Below are 24,212 nucleotides of genomic sequence, written 5' to 3' on the forward strand. Positions count from 1 at the left end.
ATGGCGCACGCTGCTCCCACCTTCCGGCGCGCCACCGCCGACGACCTGCCCGCCATCATCGCCCTGCTGGCCGACGACGTGCTGGGCACCAGCCGTGAAGACACCACCATGCCGCCGCGGCCCGGCTACGTGGCCGCCTTCGAGGCCATCGACCGCGATCCGCTGCATCAATTGGTCGTGGCCGAGCGCGAGGGCCATATCGTGGGCTGCCTGCAGCTCACTTTCGTGCCGGGCCTGTCGCAGCAAGGGCGCTGGCGCGGCCAGGTCGAAAGCGTGCGCATCGCCGCCGAGGCGCGCGGCACCGGACTGGGCCGCGTCATGTTCGAATGGGCCATCGCGCAATGCCGCGAGCACGGCTGCGGCGTGGTGCAGCTCACCACCGACAAGCGGCGGGCCGATGCCCGGCGCTTCTATGAATCCCTGGGTTTCGTGGCCAGCCACGAAGGCATGAAGCTCGTCCTGGATTGAACGGCAAGGAGTCCTTCCCCATGCACGGAGAGTACAAGGTCCCCGGCGGCAAACTGGTCGTGGCCGACGTCGACGTGGTCGACGGCCGCCTGGCGCACGTGCGCATCAGCGGCGATTTCTTCCTCGAGCCGCCCGATGCGCTCGAGACCATCAACAGCAGCCTGGCCGGCCTGCCGGCCGCCACCGACGAACCGGGCCTGGCCGAGGCCGTGCGCCGCGCCCTGCCCGACGACGCAGAACTGTTCGGCTTCTCGCCCGAAGCGGTGGCCGTGGTCATCCGCAGGGCCCTGTCATGACCTCCATGGACGCCTCCCAAGACAATCCCGCCGCGCCCACCACGGTGCCGCCCCTTCCTTCCACCCCGGCGCGCCGCACCACCTGGTCCGACTACGAATGGCAACTGGTCCACGAGGGCCCGCAGATGCCGGCCACGCACATGGCGCTGGATGCCGTGATCACCGACGAGGTCGGCGCGGGCCGCCGGCCGCCCACGCTGCGCATCTGGGAATGGTCGGCGCCGGCGGTGGTCATCGGCCGCTTCCAGTCGCTGCGCAACGAGGTGGACATGGAAGCCGCGCGCGAACACGGCATCGCCGTGGTGCGCCGCGTGAGCGGCGGCGGCGCCATGTTCGTCGAGCCGGGCAACACCATCACGTATTCGCTCAGCGTGCCGCAGGCCCTGGTGCATGGCATGAGCTTCCAGGAGTCCTATGAATTCCTGGACGCCTGGGTCATCCGCGCGCTGCACGACCTGGGCATCAAGGCCTGGTACCAGCCGTTGAACGACATCGCGTCCGAGGCGGGCAAGATCGGCGGCGCCGCCCAGGCGCGCCGCGGCGGCGCGGTGCTGCACCACGTCACCATGTCCTACGACATCGACGCCGAGAAGATGGTGAAGGTGCTGCGCATCGGCCGCGAGAAGCTGTCCGACAAGGGCACCACCAGCGCCAAGAAGCGCGTCGACCCGCTGCGCAGCCAGACCGGTCTGGCGCGGCAGGCCATCATCGGGCGCATGCTCGAGACCTTCTCGGGCATGTGCCTGCTGGCGCCCGGCACGCTGGGCGCTGCCACCCTGGAAGAAGCCGAGCGCCAGGCGCGCGAAAAATTTTCCACCGACGAATGGACCGGCGCGGTTCCCTGAGGACCGTCCACATGGAAAGGAGCCCGCGAGGGACATGAAGATGCGGGATACACAACGACGCGCCGGGCGCATCGGCCTGGCCGCGATGGCCGGCCTGCTGATGGCCGCCTGCGGCAGCTCTCCTCCCGATACGATCAGCCTGCCGGCCGGCCGCGCGGCGGCCAGCGTGGGCGACGTGCGCACCGAGTCCATCAAGCGCGAACTGACCAAGCCCGGCTGCCGGGGAGAATGCCCCCGGATCACCCTGGAAAGCGTGGCGTTTCCCGGCATTCCCGCCCTGACCCAGGCCGTGGACCGCGACCTGGCCGGCATGACGGGGGTGGACGCCAACCTGCGCGGCACGTACCGTACGGTCGACGAATACATCGCGTACTTCTGGCGGACCGCGCAGCCGCGCGACCGCACCGACCTGCGCGCCCGGGTGCGCGACGCCGTGGGTGACCTGGTCGGCGTCGAACTGACCACCGAACAATACCTGACCGGCGCCGCCCACCCCATTCCGGCCACGCACTTCCTGAACTGGCAACGCGGCACCGCCAGCGAGATCACGCTGGCGCAGATGCTGATTCCCGGCCGCGGCGAGCAATACCTGCAAGCCTTGCGCGATGCCCATAAGGCCTGGCTGAAGCAGAACGAAGACGCGCGGCGCGACCCGGCCGCTTACGACAGGAACTGGCCATTCCAGCCCACCGACAACGTCACGCTGACGCGCCAGGGCATGGTGGTGAAGTACGACGCCTATGCGATCGCGCCATACTCGCACGGGCAGCCCGAGCTGACGCTGCCGTACCGAACGCTGCGCGGCATCCTGAAGCCGGAGTTCATGCCGCCGGGATCGTAGCCGGCGGTCACGCCACGCCCGCGCCATGCAGAAAGGTCGCCCTGGGGGCGACCTTTTTCGTCTGGCATGCGCCGGCAAAGACGCTTCGATGACACGACGCCGTTGCCGACGTGCGCCACCCTGGCCGGCCCTGCAGCCGGACCGGCCGTCAGCGCATCACGGATACAGGCCGCGCACCTGGCGGGCCTGCAGGATGCGCGTGCACGCCACGATGAACGCGGCGGTGCGCAGCGTGACCTTGTGCTCCTTCGCCATCTGCGACACGCCCGCGTAGGCTTCGCGCATCAGGCGTTCCAGGCGCTGGTTGATCTCTTCCTCGCTCCAGAAGAAGCTGGAGAAGTCCTGCACCCACTCGAAGTAGCTGACCGTGACGCCGCCCGCGTTGGCCAGCACGTCCGGCACCACGTACACGTTGTTGTCGCGCAGGATGTCGTCGGCCTCGGGCGTGGTCGGGCCGTTGGCGCCCTCGACCACCACCTTGGCGCGCACCTTCGCGGCGTTGGCGCCGTTGATCTGGTTCTCCAGCGCGGCCGGGATCAGGAAATCGGTCTCCAGGCCCCAGAACTCGGCGTTGTCCAGCGCCTGGCCGCCGCTGAAACCGCCCACGCCGCCCTTGGAGGACACGTGGGCCAGCAGCTTGTGCACGTCCAGGCCGGCCGGGTTGTAGACCGTGCCGGTGTGGTCCTGCGCGGCCAGCACGGTAGCGCCGGCCTCATGGAACAGGCGGGCGGCGGTGCCGCCGACGTTGCCGAAGCCCTGGACGATGACGCGGGCCTTGGAGACGTCGATGCTCAGGTCGCGCGCGGCCTCGCACGCCACCACGAACACGCCGCGGCCGGTGGCCTCGACGCGGCCCAGGCTGCCGCCCAGCGCGATCGGCTTGCCGGTGACCACGCCGGTGGCGGTGGCGCCCTCGTTCATCGAATACGTGTCCATCATCCACGCCATGGTCTGCGCGTTGGTGTTCACGTCGGGCGCGGGAATGTCCTTGGAGGGTCCGATGATGACGCCGATCTCGGAAGTGTAGCGGCGCGTCATGCGCTCGAGCTCGGACTGCGACAGATTGCGCGGATCGACACGGATGCCGCCCTTGGCGCCGCCGTACGGCAGGTTGACCGCGGCATTCTTGATGGACATCCAGGCCGACAGCGCCATGACTTCCGACAGCGTGACGTCCTGGTGGAAACGCACCCCGCCCTTGCCCGGACCGCGCGACGTATTGTGCTGGACGCGGTAGCCCTCGAAGTGGGCGATGGTGCCGTTGTCCATCTCGATCGGCACGTCCACGATCAGCGCGCGCTTGGGCCGCTTCAGGGTCTCGACCCAGCGCGCCAGCGAACCCAGATAAGGCGTGACGCGGTCCACCTGCTGCAGGTAGATGCCCCACGGGCCGAGATGTTTGGAATCCAGATACGACGGCAATGCATGGGCGGGAGTTTGAGACATGGGCTGCTCTCCTGGAGGGAATGTCACCATTTTAGCCACGAACCCTAACACGTCCCCAATTTATTCATATTTATTTAATTGGGGACGAGTCAACTGACACGGGTCGAATCGGTTCAATCATAGGTCTGTTGGCGGACTCCCGTCACGCCGCGCACGGCCGGCGCGGCAGGCTGCGCATCCCGCCTGGAAGGCGGAAGCGTAACGGCCGCGGGATTGCCGCCCGCCGACGTCCCGGGCGTGGAACTGCCGGCCGCCGGGACCACGCCCGGGACGCCCGCCTCGGCGGGCCGCAGCGGCGGCAGGCTCGGCGCGGACTCCAGCGGCTCGCCCTGCCCTTGCGCGGCGCGCAGGTCGCGCTTGCGCTGCTCCGCCCGCGCGATGGCCTCGCGCAGGTGGCCCGCCAGCACCTTTTGCTTGCCTTGGTCCGCCCAGTCGGCTGCGTTCTTGCCCTGCAGGTCGCGCGTGGTCACGTCGGCACCGGCGTCCAGCAGCAGTTGCACCATGGGCTGGCTGCCCGACAGCGCGGCCATCATCAGGGGCGTGGTGCCCTGCGGCGAGGGGGCGTTGGGCATGGCCTGGTTCTGCAGCATCAGCCGGGCGGCGTCCAGCCTGGCCTTCGACGCGGCATAGTGCAACGGGGTCCAGCCCAGCCGGTTGACCTGGGCGCCGCGGGCGATCAGCGCCCGGGCGCGGTCGGTCTCGCCGAACAGCGCCAGGTACATCAGGGGCGTTTCGCCCGCCGGGTTCTCGGCGTTGACGTCGGTGCGCGGATCGGCAGCCAGCACGTCGAACACGCTCCAGGCCTTGTCGACGACGGCGCGCATCAGCGCGGGCTGGCCGTTCTGGTAGCGCAGGTTGGGATCGGCGCCCTGCGCCAGCATCCTGCGCATGTCGTCCACGCGGTCATTGGCGATGGCGGGCCACCAGTCGACGGATACGTCGGCCGCCGAGGCCGCAGTGGGGAGGCCCAGGGCGGACACGCCCGAGGCCAGCGCGAGCGCCGCCGCCAGGGCGGCTGGGGCAACGCGGACGGCGGAACGTTTGATAAGGTTTATGCGTTTCGTCAGGGCCATATCGAACACTCCTAAAGTAATACTTTAACTTTTCCAAATAAGATAATTAGGTTTAAATTATCTCTCTATCTTATTGAAAAGTTTGAAAAAATTATCTGTCGAAGCCCGGGCGACCTCTTCCACCGTGATGCCCTTGAGCTGGGCGATGCGCTCGGCCACGTGCACCACCTTGGCGGGGTCGTTCAGCTTGCCCCGGTGCGGCACCGGCGCCAGGTACGGCGAGTCCGTCTCGATCAGCAGACGATCCAGCGGCATGCGCGTGGCGACATCGTGCACCACCTGGGCGTTCTTGAAGGTGACGATGCCCGACAGAGAGATATGGAAGTTCTGGTCCATGGCCGCGCGGGCGATGTCCCAGGTCTCGGTGAAGCAGTGCATGACGCCCCCCACCTCGGCCGCGCCTTCTTCGCGCAGCACCCGCACCGTGTCGGCGGCCGACGAACGCGTATGCACGATCAATGGCAGGCCGGCCGTGCGCGCCGCGCGGATGTGGCGGCGGAAGCGGTCGCGCTGCCAGTCCAGCGGCTCGGACAAGCGGTAGTAATCCAGCCCCGTCTCGCCGATGGCGACCACCTTGGGATGCTGCGCCAGGCGCACCAGTTCCTCGGGCTCGGGATCGGGCGTGTCCTCGTAGTCGGGGTGCACGCCCACAGAGGCCCACAGGTTGCCGTGAGGCTCGACCACTTCCATCAGGCCGGGCCATTCCGGCAGGTTCACGCTGACGACCAGGGCATGGCTGACCTGGTTGGCCTGCATGCGATCGAGGATGCCCGGCAGGTCCTTCGCCAGTTCAGGAAAGTTCAGATGGCAATGCGAATCGACGTACATGGTGAATGGAAATGGGCCGCGAGCCGCGCCAGGGCGCGTCGCGGCATGGTACCGGGACAGGCGTATCCGCCAGGAAAACCGCTACGGGAACGGCCGTGGTTCAAGCCCCGCGCAACCGGGGCCTCATCCTTGGCAGGATAGCACCACCCGCTGCAGCGCCGCGTGGGCGAACAGCTTGGCATTCAGGGGATGATTGGCCACCGCGCGCTGGGTGGACAGCCAGTGCGCCGTGTCGGCCAGGCGGGCCGGACGGGCGCGCGCGGCGGCGCGGCCCACGGCGTCGGCCAGCGCCGGAAAGTAGCGCACCGTCGCGCCGCAGCCTGCCAGCATCAGGTCGGCGTACAGGCGTTGCAGGGCGTCGATCCATTCGGGCGTGGGGACTTTTTCCAGGAACTCGGTCAGCGTGCCCACGTCGGGAGTCTTGCCCGCCGCCAGCGGCGTGACCAGCTGCCCCAGCCAGGCGGGGCACGGCTGGTCCTGCTGCTGTGACAGCCGCTGGGCCGCCAGCGGCGCGCCGCCGGCCGCGGCCAGCCATTCGCCGGCGGGCTTGACCCCCTGGTCGCTCAACCACTGCAGGGCCAGATCGGGCGCCGGCGCGGGCAGCGGCAGGCGCCGGCAGCGCGACACCAGGGTGGGCAGCAGCCGGTCGGGCGCGTCGGCCACCAGCAGGAACACGGTATTGGGAGGCGGCTCTTCCAGCACCTTCAGCAAGGCATTGGCCGAGATCACGTTCAGCGCCTGCGCCGGATACAGCAGCGCCACGCGCCAGCCGCCGCGGTGCGTGGCGGTGTTGAACCAGGATTCCAGCCCGCGGATCTGGTCGATGCGGATGTCCCTGGACGGCGCGCGCTTGGCGGTGCCCGAGGCCGGGGCCTCGGCCTCGTCGGATTCGGCCGTGGTATCGGCGCCCTCTTCCAGCGCCACGGCCTCGGGCCGGATGCGCCGCAGGTCGGGATGGTTGCCGCCCGCCACCCAGGCACAGGCCGAGCAGCGGCCGCAGGCCAGCCCGCCTTCGGGCGATTCGCACAACAGGCTGGCGGCCGCGGCCGCCGCGAACTGCAGCTTGCCGATACCGGCCACGCCATGGATCAGCCAGGCGTGGGCAAAGCGGTCGCGCTGGCCCAGCCAGGCACGCGCCTTTTCCAGGTGCCAAGGGGGAAACGCCGCCATCACGCCTGCTCCAGCAGCGGGCGCAGTTCGGCCTCGAGCTGCGCCCGCACGGCGTCCACCGGGCGGCTGCCGTCGATGACGCGCACCCGGCCCGGCTGCGCCTGCGCGCGGGCGTGATACGCGGCGCGCACGCGCTCGAAGAAGGCGCCGGCCTCGCGTTCGAAGCGGTCGGGATCGCGGCTGGCGGCCAGGCGCTGGCGCGCCACCTCGGGCGGTACGTCGAACAGCCACGTGCGGTCGGGCTGCAGGCCGGGTTGCATCCATTGTTCCAGCGCGGCGACGCGCCCCGCGCCCAGCTCTCGGCCGCCCCCCTGGTAGGCGTAGGTGGCATCGGTGTAGCGGTCGCACACCACCCAGGTGCCGCTGGCCAGCGCCGGTTCGATGACGGTGCGCACGTGTTCGCAGCGCCCCGCGAACATCAGCAGCGTTTCGGTTTCCAGGTGCATGGGTTCGTGCAGCACCAGCTCGCGCAGGCGCTCGCCCAGCGGCGTGCCGCCGGGTTCGCGCGTGGCCAGCACCGTGCGGCCCGACGCGCGGATCGCGTCGACCAGCCAGCCTGCGTGGGTGCTCTTGCCCGCGCCGTCCACGCCTTCCAGCGTGATGAACAGACCGCGCGCCGTCATGCCCCGGCCCTCGGGGCCGTATGCGGGAAACTCATTTCTGCCCTTGTCCCAGGATGTAGCGCGACACGTTGCGGTTGTGCTCGTTCAGGTTGCGCGAGAACTCGCTGGTGCCGTTGCCGCGCGAGACGAAATAGAAGTAGTCGTGCGACTCGGGATGCATGGCCGCCTGCAGCGCCGCGCGGCCCGAGGCGGCGATGGGCGTGGGCGGCAATCCCGGCCGCGTGTAAGTGTTCCACGGCGTGTCGGTCTGCAGGTCGCGCTTGCGGATGCGGCCGTCGTAGGCCGCGCCCATGCCGTAGATGACGGATGGATCGGTCTGCAGCAACATGCCGCGGCGCAGCCGGTTGACGAACACGCCGCTGATGCGGGCCCGGTCGGCGCCATCGCCGGTTTCCTTCTCGATGATCGAGGCCAGGATCAACGCCTCGTAGGGCGTGGCCAGCGGCAGGTCTGCCGCGCGGCCCGCCCAGGCCTTCTGCAGCACCTGCTCGCCCGCCTGGTAGGCCCGCCGCAGGATGTCGAAATCGCTGCTGCCGGGCGTGAAGACGTAGGTGTCCGGGAAGAACATGCCCTCCGGATGCGCGATGGTGGCGCCCAGGCGCTGCATCAGGTCCTCGTCGGTGACGCCGTCCAGGGTCTGCTTGACGTCCGGGTTGTTGCGCAGCGCATCGCGCATCTGCCGGAACGTCCAGCCCTCGACGAAGGTGATCTGGCGCTGGGACATGTCGCCGCGCGCCATGCGCTGCAGCAGCAGCCAGGGGCTGTCGCCCTGCGTGGCCTCGTAGCCGCCCGCCTTGATGAGCTTGTCCTGCTCGGTCAGGCGCGCCATCCAGATGAAGCCGTCTTCCCAGACCGGAATGCCGGCCTGGGCAAGGGTGCGCGCGACCGCGCGCGGCGTGCTGCCGGGCTGCACGACGAAATCGACCCGTTCGGCGGCCAATGGCACCGGCTGGTTGGCCCAGCGCCAGGCCAGGCCGACGGCGACGGCCGCCGCCAGGAAGGCCAGCAGCACGAACATCAGGAAGAGGTAGCGGAAGCGGATTCTCATGAGTGGGGTGAAGTGTAATGGATAGGCGCGGCGCCCGGCCCGCGCGGCACCCCTGATATCCGCGCGGACATAGGCCGTCCGGCCGCCGCGCGCGGCGTATCATGGAAGTTTGTCGCCAGCCGCGGACGGCGCCGCCGTTCGCCCAATGCCACCATGCATGCTTTCTACGATTCGATTCCGCTGGGTGCCGAAGGTTCGCCGTTGTGCGCGCCGCTGCCCGGCTTCCGCGTCCTGGCCGCCGCCGGCGACGACGCGCTGGCTTTCCTGCACGGCCAGTTGACGCAGGACGTGACCGGCCTGCCCACCGACGCCGCGCGCCTGGCCGGCTACTGCACCGCCAAGGGCCGCCTGCTGGCCACGCTGGTCATGTGGCGCGCCGCCGAGGCCGCCGAGAACGACGCCCGGCTGTACGCGCTGGTGCGCGCCGACCTGGCCGATGCGCTGCTCAAGCGCCTGTCCATGTTCGTGCTGCGGGCCAAGGCCAAGCTGTCCATCGCGCCGCTGCAGGCCGCCGGCGTGCAGTGCGAGGCCGAGCAGGTGCCCGCCTTGCAGGCCGCCGCCGGCGGCGACCTGCCGCAAACGGCCTGGCAGCGCACGGAGCTGCCCACCGGCACCTGGATTTGCGCCCCCGCCTCGGCGGGCGCTGGCCCGCGCTGGTGGTGGATCGCCACCGACGCCCAGTTGCAGCAGGCGGGCGCACTGGCCCGGCTGCTGGCCCGCGCCGAGCCCGAGCTATGGCAGGCGGCCGATCTGGCCGCGGGCCTGCCGTGGATCGGCAGCGCCACGCAGGATCTGTTCATTCCGCAGACGGTCAACCTGGAACTGGCCGGCGGCGTCAGCTTCACCAAGGGCTGCTATCCGGGCCAGGAAGTGGTGGCGCGCAGCCACTATCGCGGCACGGTCAAGCGGCGCATGGCCTACGGCCAGCTGCAGGGCGACGCCGCCACGGCGCAGTTGGCCGGCGCCGACGTCTACGACGCCGCGCAGCCCGGGGAACCCTGCGGCCGGGTGGTGGATGCCACGGGCCACGCGGGCGTGTCGCTGCTGTTCGAGACCACCCTGGCGTCGTTGCCCGACGGCGATTTGCGCCTGGGCGCGCCGGACGGGCCGCGCATCGCGGTGGTGCCGCTGCCGTATGCATTGACGGCGAAGGACTGAGCGGGCGGCGTTATCGGGATGGGTGCGGCTGCGGGCTGTTGGAAGACCATCCCGCGTCACCTGCGCCGGTGTCGCCGCCTGCGAGCCGCGTCTCGGTTTCGTGGCGCAGCGCCGGAAAGGTAGTGCCGGTTGCCCAACCAGCGCGGGCCTGTCATCGCGCCACGCCGCCCTCAAGCCGGCCGACCCGCCCTTCTACACCGCCACACCAAACAACGCGCCCACGCCGGCCGTCAGCCCGATCGCCAGCGCGCCCAGCAGCATCACCCGCGCGCTGGCCCGCCCCATGGGCGCGCCGCCGGCCCGTGCCGACACCGCGCCCAGCACCCCAAGGCTCGCCACCGACGCCAGCGTCACGGCGACTATCACGTGCGGCAGCGGCGCCACGGCGGACACCGCCAGCGGCAGGGCCGCGCCGACCGCGAACGAACACGCCGACGCCACCGCGGCCTGCACCGGCCGGGCGCGATGGAGCAAGGAAATGCCCAATTCGTCGCGCGCATGCGCGTCCAGGGCGTCGTGCTGCGTCAGTTGGCGGGCCACCTGCGCGGCCAGCTCCCGGTCGAGTCCGCGCGCCACGTAGATGCCGATCAGTTCCTCGAGTTCCTGCGCCGCGTTGCCGCGCAGCGAACGCATTTCCAGTTGCAGGTCGGCGGCCTCGGTGTCGGCCTGGCTGCGCACCGATACGTACTCGCCGGCCGCCATCGACAGCGATCCGGCCACCAGCCCCGCCAGGCCCGCGGCAAGAATGGCCGCGTGGCTGGTCTGCGCCGCCGCCACGCCCGCGATCAGGCTGGCGGTGGACACGATGCCGTCGTTGGCGCCAAGCACGGCGGCGCGCAGCCAGCCGATGCGGAAGATGCGATGGTGTTCTGCGGTGGGCATCGTGGTAGCGCCCGGCATCCGTGCCGATCGGCGCGTGGGGAGTATAAGCCCGGCCGAAGCGCGCCCGGGCGCGGGCCGCGATGACGGCACGTGGCGCCGAGGCAATGCCCGGCGCAGCGTGTGACGACGCCTACCGCGGCGCGACCCGCACCGTCGTCATCAGTCCCACCACGCACAGCGTGGCCTTCCCATCCCGCCAGGCATGCACTTCCGCCTGGCAGACGGTCAGGCGGCGGCCGGGCTTGAGCACGGTACCGGTGGCGACGTAGTGATCGCCCGACGCCGGCGCCAGGAAGTTCATCTTGAACTCCGAGGTCAGCACGTCCTCGCCGGGCGCGAACAGGCTCAACGCGGCATAGCCGCCCGCGCTGTCGGCGATGGTGGTGGAGATGCCCGCGTGCAGGAAGCCGTTCTGCTGCGACAGGTCGGCGCGGTGCGCCAGGCGGATCTCGACCTTGCCCGGTGCCGCCACGCGCAGTTGCGCGCCCAGCAGTGCCATCACGCCCTGGCGGGCGAAGCTGGCCTGCACGCGCGCGGCCAGCGCCTCCGGAACCGCCGCGGCGTCCATCAGCGAGGCTTCTGCGTGTACAGGCGCACGATGCTGGAGAAATCCAGCGCGCCGCTGCCGCCCTGGCTGTGCAGCGCGTACAGGTTGCGCGCCAGTTCGCCCAGCGGGGTGGCCGCGCGCGCGGACAGCGCCGCCTCGGCTGCCAGGCCCAGGTCCTTCAGCATCAGGTCCGTGCCGAAGCCGCCCGCGTAGTCCTTGGAGGCCGGCGCGTGCGCCATCACCTCGGGCCAGGGGTTGTACAGCTCGGTGGCCCAGTTGCGCCCGGAGCTCTTGGCGATGATGTCGGAAAGCACCTTCGGGTCGAGCCCATTGGCCACCCCCAGCGCCAACGCCTCGGAGGTGCCCGCCATCAGGATGCCCAGCAGCATGTTGTTGCAGATCTTGGCCACCTGGCCGGCGCCCGACGGGCCGGCGTGGAAGATGTTCTTGCCCATCTGCTCCAGCACCGGGCGGCCGCGGGCCAGCGCGTCCTCGGAGCCGCCCACGATGAAGGTCAGCGTGCCCGCCACCGCGCCGCCCGTGCCGCCCGATACCGGCGCATCCAGCATGTCCAGTCCGCGGGCCCGCGCGGCGGCCGCCACCTTGCGCGCGGCGTCGGGCGCGATGGTGCTGCAATCGATGACCAGCGTCGGCGGCTGGACGTGCGCCAGCAGGTCCTCGCCCAGGTACAGGCCTTCGACATGCCTGCTGGCGGGCAGCATGGTGATGACGATGTCGGCGCCGGCCACCGCCTCGGTCGCCGAGGCCGCGGCGCGCGCGCCGGCGTCGGTGAGCATGCGCACGGCGGCGGGGACCAGGTCGAATACCGTGAGCGCGTGGCCGGCCTTGACCAGGTTCTGCGCCATCGGCGCGCCCATGTTGCCCAGTCCGATGAAAGCGATATTGCTCATAGTGCGTGTCTCCTCGTGTTTTATTGACCGGCGGACTGCCTGCCGCGCCGCCGTGCCTCGTCGAGACACGAATGCGCGCCGATCGCGGCGCCGGGCTTCTGGTGGAAAACGTCTTGCGCGACGGGCGGCCGTCAGGCGGCGCGGCCCAGGTCCTCCAGCGGATGCGGCTGGTCGTTCGGCCAGGGTTCCTGGAAGAACTGCTGCACCCAGGTGGAATTGGCCTCGGCCAGCGTGGCCGGGTTCCATTTCGGGGTTTTGTCCTTGTCGATCAGCAGCGCGCGGATGCCCTCGGCCAGGTCGCCGTGAGCCGTGCAGGCCAGCGCCGCCACGTATTCGATACGGAACACGTCGTCCAGCGACCGCAGCTTGGTGTGCTGCTGCAGCGCGTACGCCAGCCGCGCCGAGCCGGGCGAACCGGCCAGCATGGTCTTGGCGGCGCGCGCCAGCCAGGGATCGTCGTGGTTCTTCAGCTCGGCCAGCTCTTCGTAGATGGTTTCCAGCTTCAGTTCGCCGCAGATGCTGTTGATCAGGAAGGAGTGCTGGCGCAGCGGGCCGGGTTCGAGCGGCTCGACGGGCTCGTGCGCCAGCAGCACCTGGCGCAGCAGGCCGTCGTTGATCGAGCGCGGCGCCAGGCCGCCCTGGTTGGGGCCGCCCGCCCAGGGCTGGTGCAGCAAGGCCTCGCAGAAGCGCGGCCAGTCGGCCGGATCGAGGCGGAAGTCGGCCATGCCGGCGAAGAAGGCGTCGGAGGTGTTCAGCTGCGCGCCGGTCAGCGCCAGGAACAATCCCACCCGGCCCGGCATGCGGTTCAGCATCCAGCTCGCGCCCACGTCGGGGAACAGGCCGATGCTGATCTCGGGCATGGCCACGCGCGCGTCGGTGCTCAGCACGCGGTGGCTGGCGCCCATCATCAGGCCCACGCCGCCGCCCATGACGATGCCGCGGCCCCAGCACAGCAGGGGCTTGGGATAGTGATGGATCAGGAAGTCCAGCCGGTACTCGTGCTCGAAGAACGTGCGCGCGTGGACGTTGGCCCAGGCGCCCTGCCCCGCATGCTCGCGCATGCTGCGATACAGGCCATGCAGGTCGCCGCCCGCGCAGAACGCCTTTTCGCCGGCCCCTTGCAGGATGACCAGCGCGACCGAGCTGTCGGCCGCCCAGGCGCGCAATTGGGTGTCCAGCAGGTCGACCATCTCGAGCGACAGGCCGTTGAGCGTCTGCGGCGAATTCAGCGTGGCCACGCCCAGGCGCATGCCGGTATCGGTAAAGCGTTCCTCGAACAGCACGGGCACATTCATCTGATGTCGACTCCTTTGTCCAGCAATTGGCGGGCCACGATCACTCGCATGATCTCGTTGGTACCCTCGAGTATTTGATGTACGCGAGTATCGCGCACCAGCCGCTCCAGCGGATAGTCGCGCAGGTAACCATATCCGCCATGCAGCTGTTGCGCATCCAGGCAGATCTGGAAGCCCATGTCGGTGGCGAAGCGCTTGGCCATCGCGCAGTAGGTGGTGGCGTCTGGCGACCCGCCATCCAGCTTGCAGGCGGCCAGGCGCACCATCTGGCGCGCGGCCACCAGGTGCGTGGCCATGTCGGCCAGCTTGAACTGCAGCGCCTGGAACTCGGCCAGGCGGCGCCCGAACTGGCTGCGTTCGTCCATGTAGCGGCGTGCGGCGTCCAGCGCGCCCTGCGCCGCGCCCACCGAGCAGGTGCCGATGTTGATGCGGCCGCCGTCCAGGCCTTTCATGGCGATCTTGAAGCCCTCGCCCTCGGCGCCCAGCAGGTTGCCGGCGGGCACGCGCACGTTCTCGAACGTGATGGGACGGGTGGACTGGCTGTTCCAGCCCATTTTCCTTTCCTTGCGGCCGTAGCCGATGCCGGCGGCGTCGGCCGGCACCGCGAAGGCGCTGACGCCGCCCGCGCCTGCCCCGCCCGTGCGCGCCATGACCACCAGCAGGTCGGTGTCGCCGCCGCCCGAGATGAAGGCCTTGGCACCGTTGATCAGGTAATCCCCGCCGTCGCGCTCGGCCCGGGTGGACAGCGAACCGGCATCGGAGCCGGCGCCCGGCTCGGTCAGGCAATAGGACGCCAGCTTCTGGCCGCTGGCCAGCAGCGGGCCCCATTCGGCGCGCAGCCCGGGCTGCCCCCACTGCCCGACCATCCAGGTGGCCATGTTGTGGATGGTGAGGAAAGCCGTGGTGGAGGGATCGACCGCCGCCATCTCCTCGAACACCAGCGTGGCGTCGAGCCGCGGCAGCCCCAGGCCGCCGATCTCTTCGCTGGCGTAGATGGCGCAGAAGCCCATTTCGCCGGCGCGCGCGAAGGCTTCGCGCGGAAAGATGCCTTCCTCGTCCCATTGGGCCGCATGGGGCGCCAGTTCGCCCTGGGCATAGTCGCGCGCCGCCTGTGCGAAGGCACGCTGCTCGTCGGTCAGTTCGAGGTCCACGGAAGGTCTCCAGAGATCGTCATGGTCTTATGGGGATGCGACCGTGTCGTGAACACGCGCGGCCGCTCGACGTGACGTTGACGTAAACGTCACTTTACGCGCCATCTTACGCCGGAAAGGCGCGCCGATTTTGTCCCGTGGACGACAATCCGCCCGCGCGGCGGGGCGCTACAGCAGCCCGGCCGGCCGCTCGCGCCCTTGCCGCGCCTCGCGCGCGCGCCGGTGCTCGACGCGGCGGCGGCGCGACTCCTTGGGGTCGAAGGTCAGTTCGCGATAGATCTCGAGGCGATCGCCGTCGGCCAGGGCCGCGCCGGGGTGGCAGGCGCGCCCATAGATGCCCACGCCGTGGCGCCAGGGGTCGACGTCCGGAAATGCCTGCGCGAAACCGCTCGCCGCCAGCGCGTCCGCGGCCGTGGCGCCCGCGGGCATGGCCAGATCGCGCAGCCAGGCTCCCGCGGCCGCCGCATGGCAGACCTGCACGCGCAGCGGACCGCCGTGGGCGTCACTCGCCATACTTGGTCTGGGCCCGCTTGGTGAAGGAATCGATGAAGCTGGTGGCGATACGGTTGAACACCGGCCCCACCACCATCTCGAGCGCGCGGCTGGAGAACGCGTACTCCAGGGTGAACAGCACCTTGCAGGCATCTTCGGCCAGCGACTGGAACTGCCAGTTGCCGACCAGGCGCGAGAACGGGCCGTCGACCAGTTCCAGGTTGATGCGGTTGGGGTAATCGTGCGTGTTGCGCGTGGTGAAGCGCTGCTTCAGGCCCGCCAGGCTGATGGTAATGGAGGCCTGCATGCCGTGCTCGTCGCGCGACTGCACCTCGGCCCCGCCGCACCAGGGCATGAACTCGGGATACTTCTCCACGTCGGCCACCAGATCGAACATCTGGGCAGCAGAGTACGGCACGAGGACGGAACGCTGGACTGTGTGCATCGACTATCGCAAATGGCTAGAATGATCAGATTTTACCGGTTTAGCGCCCACGCCTTCGGCATGGGCCCGCTGCAAGGATTACAGCGCCGGAATTACAGCACCGGACTTACCGCGGGGGCCACCAATGAGCATCATCGACAATCGCAAGGCCTCGCACGATTATTTCATCGAAGACCGCTACGAGGCGGGCATCGCCCTGCAAGGCTGGGAGGTCAAGGCCATCCGGGCGGGCCGCGTGCAGCTCAAGGAAAGCTACGTCATCGTACGCGAGGGCGAGATCTACCTGATGGGCATGCACGTCAGCCCCCTGCCCACCGCCTCCACGCACATCCATCCCGACGCGGTGCGCACGCGCAAGCTGCTGCTGCATGCGGAAGAGATCAGCAAGCTGATCGGCAAGGTCGAGCAGCGCGGCTACACGCTGGTTCCCCTGAACCTGCATTACAAGAACGGCCGGGTCAAGGTCGACTTCGCCCTGGGCCGCGGCAAAAAGCTGTACGACAAGCGCGACACGGCGCGCGAAAAGGACTGGCAGCGCGAGAAAGACCGCGTGATGAAGCACGACACGCGCAGCAGCCGGCGCGACGACTGATTTCCCGGCGCGGCCGGTCGCGACGGCCTGCGCGCCACGCCCTCCCCGCCAGGGCCCGCAGTCCAGGCACTATCCACGCTCGATCCGGCCATATCGCCCCCGGTCAGGCCGTGTATCCCTCCGGCGGCGCCGTCACCAGGCAATTGCGTCCCGCGGCCTTGGCCGCATACAGCGCCTGGTCGGCCCGCCGGCTGGCGGATTCCAGCGGCTCGTCGATTCCGCACTGCGCCAGGCCGCCGCTTACCGTGCAGATCAGCGTACGCCCCTCGTAGAAGCACGGCGTCTCGTGCAGCGTCTGCATGAGCCGCTGCGCCACGTGCTGCGCCTGGGCCAAAGGCGTATCCGGCAGCGCCACCGAGAACTCCTCGCCGCCCAGGCGCCCCACTGCGTCGCCGGCGCGCAGCACCCCGCCCACCACCCGCGAGAAATGCTGCAGCACCGCGTCGCCCGCTGCATGGCCATGCAGGTCGTTGATCTGCTTGAAGTAGTCGATGTCCAGCGTCAGCAGCGTCAGGGCGCGCTCGCCGCGCCCCGCCTGCGCATGCAGCCGCTGGGTCTCGCGCCACCACGCCTTGCGCGTCAGCAGGCCTGTCAGGAAATCGGTATTGGCCTCGCGCTCGCGGTCGCCCAGCATGCGGTCGTGGATCATCATGATCACGCCCAGCGTCACCCCGGGGCTCAGCAGCACGCCCATCGTCAGGAACGCGACGTTCCAGAAGGCGGGCGCCATCAGTGTTTCCACGCTCTCCATGCCCACCGCGTACACCACCGCGCGGATCAGGTAGCCGATGGCCGCGGTCGACGTGATGGTGAATGTGAACAGGTAGCTGTAGCGCGAGCGCACGCCGGGCAGCGCGCGCCACAGGGCCACCGAGATGCCGGCGCTGATCAGGCTGTGCAGCACGCTGGCCGCGATGATGCGCACATCGGTCGACGGCCAGGTGTACAGGAAGAGCCACAGCACCGCCATCAGCAGCGCCACGCCCGCGGCCAGCGCCGCCGCCGGAGCGCGCTGACCCAGGAAGCGGCAGATGCCGTAGTAGTAGATCGCGTAGCCGGCCGAGATCAGCAGGTTGGGCAGCAGCACGGTCAGCCAGCGGATGCTGCCGGGCCCCTGCTGCGTGAAGATGGCCAGCGCGCAGATGGCCAGCACGTTGGCCCAGACGGCCTCGCGGATGCCGGGCATGCCGCTGCGTGCCAGCGAGCCCAGCACCGCCAGGCAGATCAGGCTGGACAGCGCCGTGAGGACCAGCAGGTTGACCGGAGCCAGCATCGCAACCCGTGCCCGAGGGCGGCCCCGCCGCGATCAGGCGCCGCGCGTGGACTTGACGATGGTCATGGCCGAGGCCACCAGCCCGCCTACGTCGGACAGGTTGGACGGCAGGATCAGCGTGTTGCCTTCCTTGGCCACTTCGCCGAAGGCCTCGACGTAGCGCTCGGCCACGCGCAGGTTCAGCGCTTCCATGCCGCCCGGCTGGTTCACCGCGTTGCCCACCTGGACAATGGCCTGCGCGGTCGCCTCGGCGATGGCCAGCACGGCGGCGGCTTCGCCCTGGGCCTGGTTGATCTGGGCCTGCTTCTCGCCCTCGGAGCGGGCGATGGCGGCCTCGCGTTCGCCGGTGGCGATGTTGATCTGTTCCTGGCGGCGGCCTTCCGAGGCGGCGATCAGGGCGCGCTTTTCGCGCTCGGCCGTGATCTGGGCCTGCATGGCGCGCAGGATCTCGTTGGGCGGCGTCAGGTCCTTGATCTCGTAACGCAGCACCTTCACGCCCCAGTTCAGCGCCGCTTCGTCCAGCGAGGCCACGATGGTGCTGTTGATGAACTCGCGCTCTTCGAAGGTGCGGTCCAGTTCGAGCTTGCCGATGACCGAACGCAGCGTGGTCTGCGACAGCTGCGTGATGGCCGTGATGTAGTTGGACGAGCCGTAAGACGCGCGCATCGGATCGGTCACCTGGAAGTACAGCACGCCGTCGACCTGCAGCTGCGTGTTGTCGCGCGTGATGCAGACCTGGCTGGGCACGTCCAGCGGGATTTCCTTCAGCGAGTGCTTGTACGAGACGCGCTCGATGAAGGGAATCACGAAGCCGGCGCCGGGCGACAGCACGCGATCGAACTTGCCCAGCCGCTCGACCACCCAGGCGTGCTGCTGCGGCACGATGGCGATCGCGCGGATCAGCACCAGCAGCACGAGCACGACTGCGATGATCAGAAAGATGGTGGATGGGTCGAGCGTCATGGGAACCCCTTCTGGAAGAAATCAGCAGATTGCGGCGGGCCTCGGCCCGCCAGACGGCATCAACGCTTGGCGGCCAGCACGAGGCGCGTGCCGCGCACTTCGGCGATGACGTACGTGCCGGGCGCGGCGGCCTGGCCGGCGGCCAGTTCGGCCTGCCAGTGCGCGCCGCGATACCAGACGCGCGCCGTGCCCGACGCGGACCATTCCTCGACCTGCACCGACTGGCCGATGTCCAGGTTCACGTCGGCGTTGCGTGCCGCGTCGACCTCGCGTTTCTTCAGCACGCCCGTGCCGCGCAGCACGGCCAGGCCCGCCAGCGCGACGGCGCCGCAAGCCACCAGTTGCCATTGCATCGCGCCGGCCATCGCGGCCGTGATGCCGCCGGCGGCCAGGCCCAGCGCCACCAGCAGCAGATAGAACGTGCCGGTCATGACTTCGCCGATGAGCGCGATCGCCGCCAATCCGAACCAAACCCACATCGCCAGTGCTCCGCGCGTGAAAACATAGCGGATTGTACGGATTTCCCACAGAATTCGCCCTTGATGGGCGCATCCGCCGACGGCTTTTACGCAAGTCCCCCGGCACGGCGCCCCATGCCACCTCCCTCTTCGCCGTCCGTAGCCACCATGACCGAGTCCCCCTCCACCCGCGCCCTGCCCGTCCTCATCCTGCATACCGGCGATCCGGACGAGGCGCTGCGCGCGCGGCACGGCGGCTATGGTGTGCAACTGCGGGCCGCGGCCGGACTGGACGAGGCCCAGGCCGAGATCGTCGCCGTGTTCCGCGGCGAGCGGCCGCGCCAGCCGTCGGACTATCGTGCCGCGTTGATCACGGGATCGCCGGCCATGGTCACCGATCACGAGTCCTGGAGCGAAGACACGGCGCAATGGCTGCGCGGCGGGGCCGCCGCCGGCCTGCCCTTGTTCGGCGTCTGCTACGGCCATCAACTGCTGGCATACGCCCTGGGGGGAGCGGTGGGCGACAACCCCGCCGGCCGCGAGGTGGGCACGCAGGCCATCACGCTGACCGCCGACGGCCTGGACGATGCCATGCTGCAAGGCGTGCCCGGGAGCTTCCCGGCGCAGACCCTGCACCGGCAGACGGTGCTGCGCCTGCCCGAGGGCGCGCGCGTGCTGGCGCGCTCGGCCATGGACGCGCACCAGCTGATCCGTTGGGCGCCTGGTTGCTACAGCACGCAGTTCCATCCCGAATTCGGACCCGATTTCGTGCGCGAACACCTGATGCGGTATGCCGACCCGTACGGCGGCGAGGGCATCGATGCCCTCGCGCTCGCCCAGGCGGTGGGCGACACGCCGCAGGCCGGCACGCTGGTGCGGCGCTTCCTGCGGGCCTGCGTGGGCGGCGAACCCGCCTGACGGAAAATGAAAAGCGCCGGTCCCCGAAGGGCCGGCGCTCGAGCGCGGCTGCACGGTCTGCCCGCCGGACGTCGCCCGCCCGGCGGCGCCGTCTTACCTGGCGGCCAGCTTCTGCCAGGTGTCGACCACCGTGTCGGGGTTCAGCGACATCGACAGGATGCCCTCGTCCTTCAGCCACTGGGCGAAGTCGGGGTGGTCGCTGGGGCCCTGGCCGCAGATGCCGACGTACTTGCCGGCCTTCAGGCACGCCTGGATGGCACGTTGCAGCATGAACTTCACGGCCTCGTCGCGCTCGTCGAAGTCGGCGGCCAGCAGTTCCATGCCCGAGTCGCGGTCCAGGCCCAGCGTCAGCTGGGTCATGTCGTTCGAGCCGATCGAGAAGCCGTCGAAGTGCTCCAGGAACTGCTCGGCCAGGATGGCGTTGGACGGCACTTCGCACATCATGATCAGCTTCAGTCCGTTCTCGCCGCGCTTCAGGCCGCGCGTGCCCAGCAGGTCGACCACCTTGGCGGCCTGGTTCAGCGTGCGCACGAACGGCACCATGATCTCGACGTTGGTCAGGCCCATCTCGTCGCGGACCTTCTTCAGCGCCTCGCATTCCATGCGGAAGCACTCGTCGAAGTCTTCGGCGATGTAGCGCGACGCGCCGCGGAAGCCCAGCATGGGGTTCTCTTCCTCGGGTTCGTAGCGCGAACCGCCCACCAGCTTGCGGTACTCGTTCGACTTGAAGTCGGACAGGCGCACGATGACCGACTTGGGCCAGAACGCCGAGGCGATCGTGGCGATCCCTTCGGCCAGCTTGTCCACGAAGAAGGCGCGCGGGCTGGCGTAGCCGCGGGCGGCCGATTCGACGGCCTTCTTCAGCTCGCTGTCGACGTTCGGGTAGTCCAGCACCGCCTTGGGGTGGATGCCGATGTTGTTGTTGATGATGAATTCCAGGCGGGCCAGGCCCACGCCGGAGTTCGGGATCTGCGCGAAGTCGAAGGCCAGCTGCGGGTTGCCCACGTTCATCATGATCTTGATGTCGATGGGCGGCATTTCGCCGCGGCGCACTTCTTCCACTTCGGTCTCGATCAGGCCGTCGTAGATGCGGCCTTCGTCGCCCTCGGCGCACGACACGGTGACGTTCTGGCCTTCCTTCAGCACGTCGGTGGCCTCCCCGCAGCCGACCACGGCCGGGATGCCCAGTTCGCGCGCGATGATGGCCGCGTGGCAGGTACGGCCGCCGCGGTTGGTGACGATGGCCGCGGCGCGCTTCATCACCGGCTCCCAGTTGGGATCGGTCATGTCGGTGACCAGCACGTCGCCGGCCTGCACCTTGTCCATCTCGGACACGTCGGCCACGATGCGCACGCGGCCCGCGCCGATCTTCTGTCCGATGGCGCGGCCCGTCACCAGCACCTGGCCGGTGGCCTTCAGGCGGTAGCGCTGCTGCACGTCGGCGGTGCCCTGCTGCGACTTCACCGTCTCGGGACGCGCCTGCAGGATGTAGATCTTGCCGTCGACGCCGTCGCGGCCCCACTCGATGTCCATCGGGCGCTTGTAGTGCTGCTCGATGATGACGGCGTAGCGGGCCAGTTCGGTGACTTCGTCATCGGTCAGCGAATAGCGGTTGCGCTCGGACACCGGCACGTCGACGGTGCGCACGGCACGGCCTTCGGTGCGCTCGGGGTCGAATTCCATCTTGATCAGCTTGGAGCCGATGCGGCGGCTGACGATGGGATAGTGGCCGCTTTCCAGCGACGGCTTGAAGACGTAGAACTCGTCGGGATTGACGGCGCCCTGCACCACCGTCTCGCCCAGGCCGTACGACGAGGTGATGAACACCACGTCCTGGAAGCCCGATTCGGTGTCGATGGTGAACATCACGCCGGCGCTGCCCTTGTCCGAGCGCACCATGCGCTGCACGCCGGCCGACAGGGCGACCTCGGCGTGGGCATAGCCCTTGTGCACGCGATACGAGATGGCGCGGTCGTTGTACAGCGACGCGAACACGTGGCGGATCTTGTCCAGAACGTCGTCGATGCCGACGACGTTCAGGAAGGTTTCCTGCTGGCCGGCGAACGAGGCGTCGGGCAGGTCTTCGGCGGTGGCGGACGAGCGCACGGCGAACGAGCCCTTGCCGTCGGCATCGAGCGCGGCGAAGGCGTCACGGATGGCTTTCTCGAACTCGGGCGACAGCGGGGCCTCGACGATCCATTGGCGGATCTCGGCGCCGGCCAGCGCCAGTTCGCGAACGTCTTCGGGGTTCAGCGTGGACAGTCGGTCGGCGATGCGCGCATCCAGGCCGGAGGCCTTGAGGAAATCGCGGAAAGCCTCGGCGGTGGTGGCGAAGCCGCCCGGCACGCGCACTCCCGCGCCTGCCAGCTGGCTGATCATTTCACCAAGCGATGCGTTCTTGCCTCCTACCGAGTCCACATCCGTCATGCGGAGCTGCTCGAACGAAACGACGTACGACATTGAAGTCACCTTTTACAATGGAATGAAAGCGAGTTTGGTCAAGGCAGGAAACGCTGCACTGACCAAACTGGCCTGGACGCCCTTGGGGTGACTTTTAAGGGGCAGATTGTACCCGTTTGCGGGCCGCAACTCCCTCGCCTGGTTGGAATCTCTTACACATGAATGACACGACCCCACTTCGCACCGTCTACATCGTTTCCGACAGCACGGGCATCACGGCCGAGACCTTCAGCAACTCGGTGCTGGCCCAGTTCGACCAGGTGCGTTTCCGCCCAGTGCGGGTGCCGTTCATCGACACCCTGGCCAAGGCCGAGGACGTGTCCGCGCGCATCAACCAGAATGCCATCGACGCCGGCGTGCCGCCCATCGTGTTCAGTACCCTGGTCAACCCCGAGATCCAGGCCATCGTGCGCCAGGCCAACGGCATCTTCCTGGACCTGTTCGGCACCTTCGTCAGCCACATCGAGCAGGCGCTGAACCTGAAGTCCAGCCACTCCATCGGCCGCTCGCACATGGCGGCGGATTCCGAGCGCTACACGCAACGCATCGACGCCATCAACTTCAGCCTGGCGCACGACGACGGCCAGTTCATCCGCCAGCTGGACCAGGCCGACGTCATCCTGGTGGGCGTGTCGCGCTGCGGCAAGACCCCCACCAGCCTGTACCTGGCGATGCAGTACGCGGTGAAGGCCGCCAACTATCCGCTGACGCCGGACGACTTCGAACGCGGCCAGCTGCCCGCGACCATCGCGCCCTACCGCAAGAAGATGTTCGGCCTGACCATCCAGCCCGAACGCCTGTCCCGCGTGCGCAACGAGCGCCGCCCCAACAGCAAGTACGCCGAGCTGGAACAGTGCCGCTACGAAGTGGCCGAGGCCGAACGCATGATGCGCCGCGAGGGCATCTCGTGGCTGTCGACCACCACCAAGTCGATCGAGGAGATCGCCACCACGGTGCTGCAGGAAGTCGGGCTGGACCGCTGATCCGCCCGGCGCGGCGCCCGCGGGCGCCGCGAGGCACTACCACCAGCGGCGCTGTTCCGGGCTGGCGGCGCCCCAGTAGCGCATGTCCAGCAGCTCGCGCTGCGCCAGTTCTGGCGGATCGGCCAGCTCCATCTGCACCTTGCCGGTCTGCCCGGTGCTGCCCAGGTTTTCCGCCATCACGCGCACGTAGCGGGTCTCGCCCGCGCCCAGATGGAAGCTGATGCTCTGGTTGCGCGAATTCTGCATCGTCACGCTGTAGTCGCCGGCGGGACGGTCGACGAAGAAGAAGCTCGACGGCTTGTTGCGGCCCACGGCCACGTCGTTGACCCGCAGCACGTGCTGCGCGGACACCACCGTGGCGGGCTCGGGCTGGTAGAAATAGATGCGTCCCTGGCCGGCGGGCACGGCCGGCATGGACGAGGCCAGGGCCGCATACTTGGGGCCGGCGCAACCGGCAAGCAGCACGAGGGCCGCGCCGGCGGCGGCGCGCAGGAACAGATGGCGATTCATCAACGGGGCTCCAGGCGGATGCGGACGGGGGCTGCGACGGTGGTGTAGCGCTTGGCCACCGGATAATAGAAACCGATCAGGTTGCCGGCCGACACCACGGCCCAGGCCTCTTCCTGGCGCTGGCTGACGATGGTGAACACGCCGTCCACGCGCCGGTACACGTCGCCCTGCGGCAGTGCCCCGGTCTTCTGCCAGCGCGAATTGGCGGGCAGCGTGACCGACATGCCGTTGCTCAGCGCGGTGGGCACGGCGCCGCCCAGAGTCAGGCTTTCCGCGCGCTCACCTGCCGCCACCATCACGAAATTGTTCGCCGGTTTCGAGTCCACCGACATGCAGCCATACAGCGACAGGGAAAGCGCCGCGGCCAGGACGGCTGCGCTCCCCCACTTCTTATTCTTCATGACACGTTCCTGTGCTGGAAAACGCGCCAGTATAGGGAGAAAGAGGGCCATGTAGCACGGGACCGCTTGCAAACGTGGCGGGTCCGCGACAATGCTCGCCTCTCGTCCGACGGGCGGAGCGTCGGCGGTCCAGCG

Annotated in this window: 27 protein-coding genes; 8 read left to right on the forward strand and 19 right to left on the reverse strand. The window is 69.1% G+C overall.

What is annotated here, in order from left to right; genetic code table 11:
• The 4 genes from FS845_RS25865 to FS845_RS25880 all read left to right on the forward strand — a co-directional run bounded on the left by FS845_RS25865 (position 1) and on the right by FS845_RS25880 (position 2,450).
• A complete protein-coding gene (locus tag FS845_RS25865) occupies positions 1-468 on the forward strand; it encodes a GNAT family N-acetyltransferase (RefSeq protein ID WP_144641365.1) in 468 nt (155 codons plus the stop codon).
• A gap of 20 nt (positions 469-488) precedes the next feature.
• Complete coding sequence (locus FS845_RS25870) at positions 489-764, forward strand: biotin--protein ligase (protein ID WP_144641368.1); 276 nt, start codon at positions 489-491, stop codon at positions 762-764.
• Between the two features lie 125 nt (positions 765-889).
• A complete protein-coding gene (locus FS845_RS25875) occupies positions 890-1,609 on the forward strand; it encodes a biotin/lipoate A/B protein ligase family protein (protein ID WP_260986456.1) in 720 nt (239 codons plus the stop codon).
• Between the two features lie 34 nt (positions 1,610-1,643).
• Positions 1,644-2,450 carry an RsiV family protein gene (locus tag FS845_RS25880; protein WP_409929342.1) on the forward strand — a complete coding sequence of 269 codons (807 nt, stop codon included), beginning with the start codon at positions 1,644-1,646 and terminating at the stop codon, positions 2,448-2,450.
• 156 nt (positions 2,451-2,606) lie between these two features.
• On the opposite strand, the gene FS845_RS25885 is transcribed toward FS845_RS25880, so the two are convergent.
• The 6 genes from FS845_RS25885 to mltG form a co-directional block, all read right to left on the reverse strand.
• Complete coding sequence (locus tag FS845_RS25885; RefSeq protein WP_144641374.1) at positions 2,607-3,896, reverse strand: Glu/Leu/Phe/Val family dehydrogenase; 1,290 nt, start codon at positions 3,894-3,896, stop codon at positions 2,607-2,609.
• A gap of 113 nt (positions 3,897-4,009) precedes the next feature.
• Positions 4,010-4,876: an ankyrin repeat domain-containing protein gene (locus tag FS845_RS25890; protein WP_260986452.1), complete on the reverse strand. Its 867-nt coding sequence runs from the start codon at positions 4,874-4,876 to the stop codon at positions 4,010-4,012.
• A 150-nt stretch (positions 4,877-5,026) separates the two neighbouring features.
• On the reverse strand, positions 5,027-5,797 hold the full coding sequence (locus FS845_RS25895) for a TatD family hydrolase (protein ID WP_144641381.1): 771 nt from the start codon (positions 5,795-5,797) through the stop codon (positions 5,027-5,029).
• A 123-nt stretch (positions 5,798-5,920) separates the two neighbouring features.
• Positions 5,921-6,967, reverse strand: coding sequence for a DNA polymerase III subunit delta' (gene holB / locus FS845_RS25900; RefSeq protein WP_144641384.1), 1,047 nt, complete (start codon positions 6,965-6,967; stop codon positions 5,921-5,923).
• A complete protein-coding gene (gene tmk, locus FS845_RS25905) occupies positions 6,967-7,590 on the reverse strand; it encodes a dTMP kinase (RefSeq protein WP_144641387.1) in 624 nt (207 codons plus the stop codon). The genes holB and tmk overlap by 1 nt, the downstream gene beginning before the upstream one ends.
• Positions 7,591-7,621: 31 nt before the next feature.
• The gene (gene mltG / locus FS845_RS25910; RefSeq protein ID WP_144641390.1) at positions 7,622-8,638 is read right to left on the reverse strand and encodes an endolytic transglycosylase MltG; all 1,017 of its coding nucleotides are present in this window, start codon (positions 8,636-8,638) and stop codon (positions 7,622-7,624) included.
• A gap of 153 nt (positions 8,639-8,791) precedes the next feature.
• On the opposite strand from mltG, the gene FS845_RS25915 reads away from it, so the two are divergent.
• Entirely contained in the window at positions 8,792-9,796 is a 1,005-nt protein-coding gene (locus tag FS845_RS25915; protein ID WP_144641394.1) for a YgfZ/GcvT domain-containing protein, read from the forward strand.
• Positions 9,797-9,988: 192 nt separating this feature from the next.
• Here the strand turns inward: FS845_RS25915 and FS845_RS25920 are convergent, their stop codons facing one another.
• From FS845_RS25920 to FS845_RS25950, 7 genes are all read right to left on the reverse strand, one after another.
• On the reverse strand, positions 9,989-10,678 hold the full coding sequence (locus FS845_RS25920; protein ID WP_144641396.1) for a VIT family protein: 690 nt from the start codon (positions 10,676-10,678) through the stop codon (positions 9,989-9,991).
• A gap of 130 nt (positions 10,679-10,808) precedes the next feature.
• Entirely contained in the window at positions 10,809-11,246 is a 438-nt protein-coding gene (locus FS845_RS25925) for a PaaI family thioesterase (RefSeq protein ID WP_144641400.1), read from the reverse strand.
• On the reverse strand, positions 11,246-12,136 hold the full coding sequence (gene mmsB, locus FS845_RS25930) for a 3-hydroxyisobutyrate dehydrogenase (protein WP_144641403.1): 891 nt from the start codon (positions 12,134-12,136) through the stop codon (positions 11,246-11,248). The genes FS845_RS25925 and mmsB overlap by 1 nt, the downstream gene beginning before the upstream one ends.
• A gap of 131 nt (positions 12,137-12,267) precedes the next feature.
• Positions 12,268-13,431 carry an enoyl-CoA hydratase/isomerase family protein gene (locus tag FS845_RS25935; RefSeq protein ID WP_144641406.1) on the reverse strand — a complete coding sequence of 388 codons (1,164 nt, stop codon included), beginning with the start codon at positions 13,429-13,431 and terminating at the stop codon, positions 12,268-12,270.
• A complete protein-coding gene (locus tag FS845_RS25940; RefSeq protein WP_144641409.1) occupies positions 13,428-14,582 on the reverse strand; it encodes an acyl-CoA dehydrogenase family protein in 1,155 nt (384 codons plus the stop codon). The genes FS845_RS25935 and FS845_RS25940 overlap by 4 nt, the downstream gene beginning before the upstream one ends.
• 168 nt (positions 14,583-14,750) lie before the next feature.
• Complete coding sequence (locus FS845_RS25945; protein WP_144641412.1) at positions 14,751-15,095, reverse strand: RnfH family protein; 345 nt, start codon at positions 15,093-15,095, stop codon at positions 14,751-14,753.
• Positions 15,085-15,519: a type II toxin-antitoxin system RatA family toxin gene (locus FS845_RS25950; protein ID WP_144641415.1), complete on the reverse strand. Its 435-nt coding sequence runs from the start codon at positions 15,517-15,519 to the stop codon at positions 15,085-15,087. Before FS845_RS25950 ends, FS845_RS25945 begins: the two co-directional genes overlap by 11 nt.
• Positions 15,520-15,643: 124 nt before the next feature.
• On the opposite strand from FS845_RS25950, the gene smpB reads away from it, so the two are divergent.
• Positions 15,644-16,111: an SsrA-binding protein SmpB gene (smpB, locus tag FS845_RS25955; protein WP_144641418.1), complete on the forward strand. Its 468-nt coding sequence runs from the start codon at positions 15,644-15,646 to the stop codon at positions 16,109-16,111.
• Positions 16,112-16,214: 103 nt separating this feature from the next.
• On the opposite strand, the gene FS845_RS25960 is transcribed toward smpB, so the two are convergent.
• The 3 genes from FS845_RS25960 to FS845_RS25970 are packed head-to-tail and all read right to left on the reverse strand — an operon-like array spanning position 16,215 to position 18,826.
• Positions 16,215-17,384, reverse strand: a complete 1,170-nt coding sequence (locus FS845_RS25960) for a GGDEF domain-containing protein (protein WP_144641421.1) — start codon at positions 17,382-17,384, stop codon at positions 16,215-16,217.
• 33 nt (positions 17,385-17,417) lie between these two features.
• The gene (locus tag FS845_RS25965; protein ID WP_144641424.1) at positions 17,418-18,347 is read right to left on the reverse strand and encodes an SPFH domain-containing protein; all 930 of its coding nucleotides are present in this window, start codon (positions 18,345-18,347) and stop codon (positions 17,418-17,420) included.
• Between the two features lie 59 nt (positions 18,348-18,406).
• Positions 18,407-18,826 (reverse strand): NfeD family protein, encoded by a 420-nt coding sequence (locus FS845_RS25970; RefSeq protein ID WP_144641427.1) that lies wholly within the window; start codon positions 18,824-18,826, stop codon positions 18,407-18,409.
• A 147-nt stretch (positions 18,827-18,973) separates the two neighbouring features.
• On the opposite strand from FS845_RS25970, the gene FS845_RS25975 reads away from it, so the two are divergent.
• Complete coding sequence (locus tag FS845_RS25975) at positions 18,974-19,723, forward strand: glutamine amidotransferase (protein WP_144641430.1); 750 nt, start codon at positions 18,974-18,976, stop codon at positions 19,721-19,723.
• A 93-nt stretch (positions 19,724-19,816) separates the two neighbouring features.
• On the opposite strand, the gene ppsA is transcribed toward FS845_RS25975, so the two are convergent.
• Positions 19,817-22,183, reverse strand: a complete 2,367-nt coding sequence (gene ppsA / locus FS845_RS25980; RefSeq protein ID WP_144641433.1) for a phosphoenolpyruvate synthase — start codon at positions 22,181-22,183, stop codon at positions 19,817-19,819.
• A 158-nt stretch (positions 22,184-22,341) separates the two neighbouring features.
• Here ppsA and FS845_RS25985 point away from each other — a divergent pair, with 158 nt between their 5' ends.
• On the forward strand, positions 22,342-23,166 hold the full coding sequence (locus FS845_RS25985) for a pyruvate, water dikinase regulatory protein (RefSeq protein WP_144641436.1): 825 nt from the start codon (positions 22,342-22,344) through the stop codon (positions 23,164-23,166).
• A gap of 36 nt (positions 23,167-23,202) precedes the next feature.
• Here the strand turns inward: FS845_RS25985 and FS845_RS25990 are convergent, their stop codons facing one another.
• Both FS845_RS25990 and FS845_RS25995 read right to left on the reverse strand, forming a co-directional pair.
• Entirely contained in the window at positions 23,203-23,676 is a 474-nt protein-coding gene (locus FS845_RS25990; protein ID WP_144641439.1) for a DUF2846 domain-containing protein, read from the reverse strand.
• Positions 23,676-24,077 (reverse strand): hypothetical protein, encoded by a 402-nt coding sequence (locus tag FS845_RS25995; protein ID WP_144641442.1) that lies wholly within the window; start codon positions 24,075-24,077, stop codon positions 23,676-23,678. Before FS845_RS25995 ends, FS845_RS25990 begins: the two co-directional genes overlap by 1 nt.
• Positions 24,078-24,212 lie beyond the last annotated feature (135 nt).

This window comes from Bordetella genomosp. 13, from assembly GCF_007679965.1.
GTDB lineage: Bacteria > Pseudomonadota > Gammaproteobacteria > Burkholderiales > Burkholderiaceae_B > Bordetella.

What these genes read in the sequence shown, in the direction of transcription:
- mltG (WP_144641390.1), bottom strand. Translation starts at nt 8,638, where the DNA reads ATGAGAATCCGCTTCCGCTACCTCTTCCTGATGTTCGTGCTGCTGGCC.
- FS845_RS25985 (WP_144641436.1), top strand. Translation starts at nt 22,342, where the DNA reads ATGAATGACACGACCCCACTTCGCACCGTCTACATCGTTTCCGACAGC.
- FS845_RS25950 (WP_144641415.1), bottom strand. Translation starts at nt 15,519, where the DNA reads ATGCACACAGTCCAGCGTTCCGTCCTCGTGCCGTACTCTGCTGCCCAG.
- ppsA (WP_144641433.1), bottom strand. Translation starts at nt 22,183, where the DNA reads ATGTCGTACGTCGTTTCGTTCGAGCAGCTCCGCATGACGGATGTGGAC.
- FS845_RS25880 (WP_409929342.1), top strand. Translation starts at nt 1,644, where the DNA reads ATGAAGATGCGGGATACACAACGACGCGCCGGGCGCATCGGCCTGGCC.
- FS845_RS25965 (WP_144641424.1), bottom strand. Translation starts at nt 18,347, where the DNA reads ATGACGCTCGACCCATCCACCATCTTTCTGATCATCGCAGTCGTGCTC.
- mmsB (WP_144641403.1), bottom strand. Translation starts at nt 12,136, where the DNA reads ATGAGCAATATCGCTTTCATCGGACTGGGCAACATGGGCGCGCCGATG.
- holB (WP_144641384.1), bottom strand. Translation starts at nt 6,967, where the DNA reads ATGGCGGCGTTTCCCCCTTGGCACCTGGAAAAGGCGCGTGCCTGGCTG.
- FS845_RS25945 (WP_144641412.1), bottom strand. Translation starts at nt 15,095, where the DNA reads ATGGCGAGTGACGCCCACGGCGGTCCGCTGCGCGTGCAGGTCTGCCAT.
- tmk (WP_144641387.1), bottom strand. Translation starts at nt 7,590, where the DNA reads ATGACGGCGCGCGGTCTGTTCATCACGCTGGAAGGCGTGGACGGCGCG.
- FS845_RS25925 (WP_144641400.1), bottom strand. Translation starts at nt 11,246, where the DNA reads ATGGACGCCGCGGCGGTTCCGGAGGCGCTGGCCGCGCGCGTGCAGGCC.
- FS845_RS25875 (WP_260986456.1), top strand. Translation starts at nt 890, where the DNA reads ATGCCGGCCACGCACATGGCGCTGGATGCCGTGATCACCGACGAGGTC.
- FS845_RS25920 (WP_144641396.1), bottom strand. Translation starts at nt 10,678, where the DNA reads ATGCCCACCGCAGAACACCATCGCATCTTCCGCATCGGCTGGCTGCGC.
- FS845_RS25935 (WP_144641406.1), bottom strand. Translation starts at nt 13,431, where the DNA reads ATGAATGTGCCCGTGCTGTTCGAGGAACGCTTTACCGATACCGGCATG.
- FS845_RS25960 (WP_144641421.1), bottom strand. Translation starts at nt 17,384, where the DNA reads ATGCTGGCTCCGGTCAACCTGCTGGTCCTCACGGCGCTGTCCAGCCTG.
- FS845_RS25895 (WP_144641381.1), bottom strand. Translation starts at nt 5,797, where the DNA reads ATGTACGTCGATTCGCATTGCCATCTGAACTTTCCTGAACTGGCGAAG.
- smpB (WP_144641418.1), top strand. Translation starts at nt 15,644, where the DNA reads ATGAGCATCATCGACAATCGCAAGGCCTCGCACGATTATTTCATCGAA.
- FS845_RS25870 (WP_144641368.1), top strand. Translation starts at nt 489, where the DNA reads ATGCACGGAGAGTACAAGGTCCCCGGCGGCAAACTGGTCGTGGCCGAC.
- FS845_RS25995 (WP_144641442.1), bottom strand. Translation starts at nt 24,077, where the DNA reads ATGAAGAATAAGAAGTGGGGGAGCGCAGCCGTCCTGGCCGCGGCGCTT.
- FS845_RS25865 (WP_144641365.1), top strand. Translation starts at nt 1, where the DNA reads ATGGCGCACGCTGCTCCCACCTTCCGGCGCGCCACCGCCGACGACCTG.
- FS845_RS25970 (WP_144641427.1), bottom strand. Translation starts at nt 18,826, where the DNA reads ATGTGGGTTTGGTTCGGATTGGCGGCGATCGCGCTCATCGGCGAAGTC.
- FS845_RS25885 (WP_144641374.1), bottom strand. Translation starts at nt 3,896, where the DNA reads ATGTCTCAAACTCCCGCCCATGCATTGCCGTCGTATCTGGATTCCAAA.
- FS845_RS25975 (WP_144641430.1), top strand. Translation starts at nt 18,974, where the DNA reads ATGACCGAGTCCCCCTCCACCCGCGCCCTGCCCGTCCTCATCCTGCAT.
- FS845_RS25915 (WP_144641394.1), top strand. Translation starts at nt 8,792, where the DNA reads ATGCATGCTTTCTACGATTCGATTCCGCTGGGTGCCGAAGGTTCGCCG.
- FS845_RS25990 (WP_144641439.1), bottom strand. Translation starts at nt 23,676, where the DNA reads ATGAATCGCCATCTGTTCCTGCGCGCCGCCGCCGGCGCGGCCCTCGTG.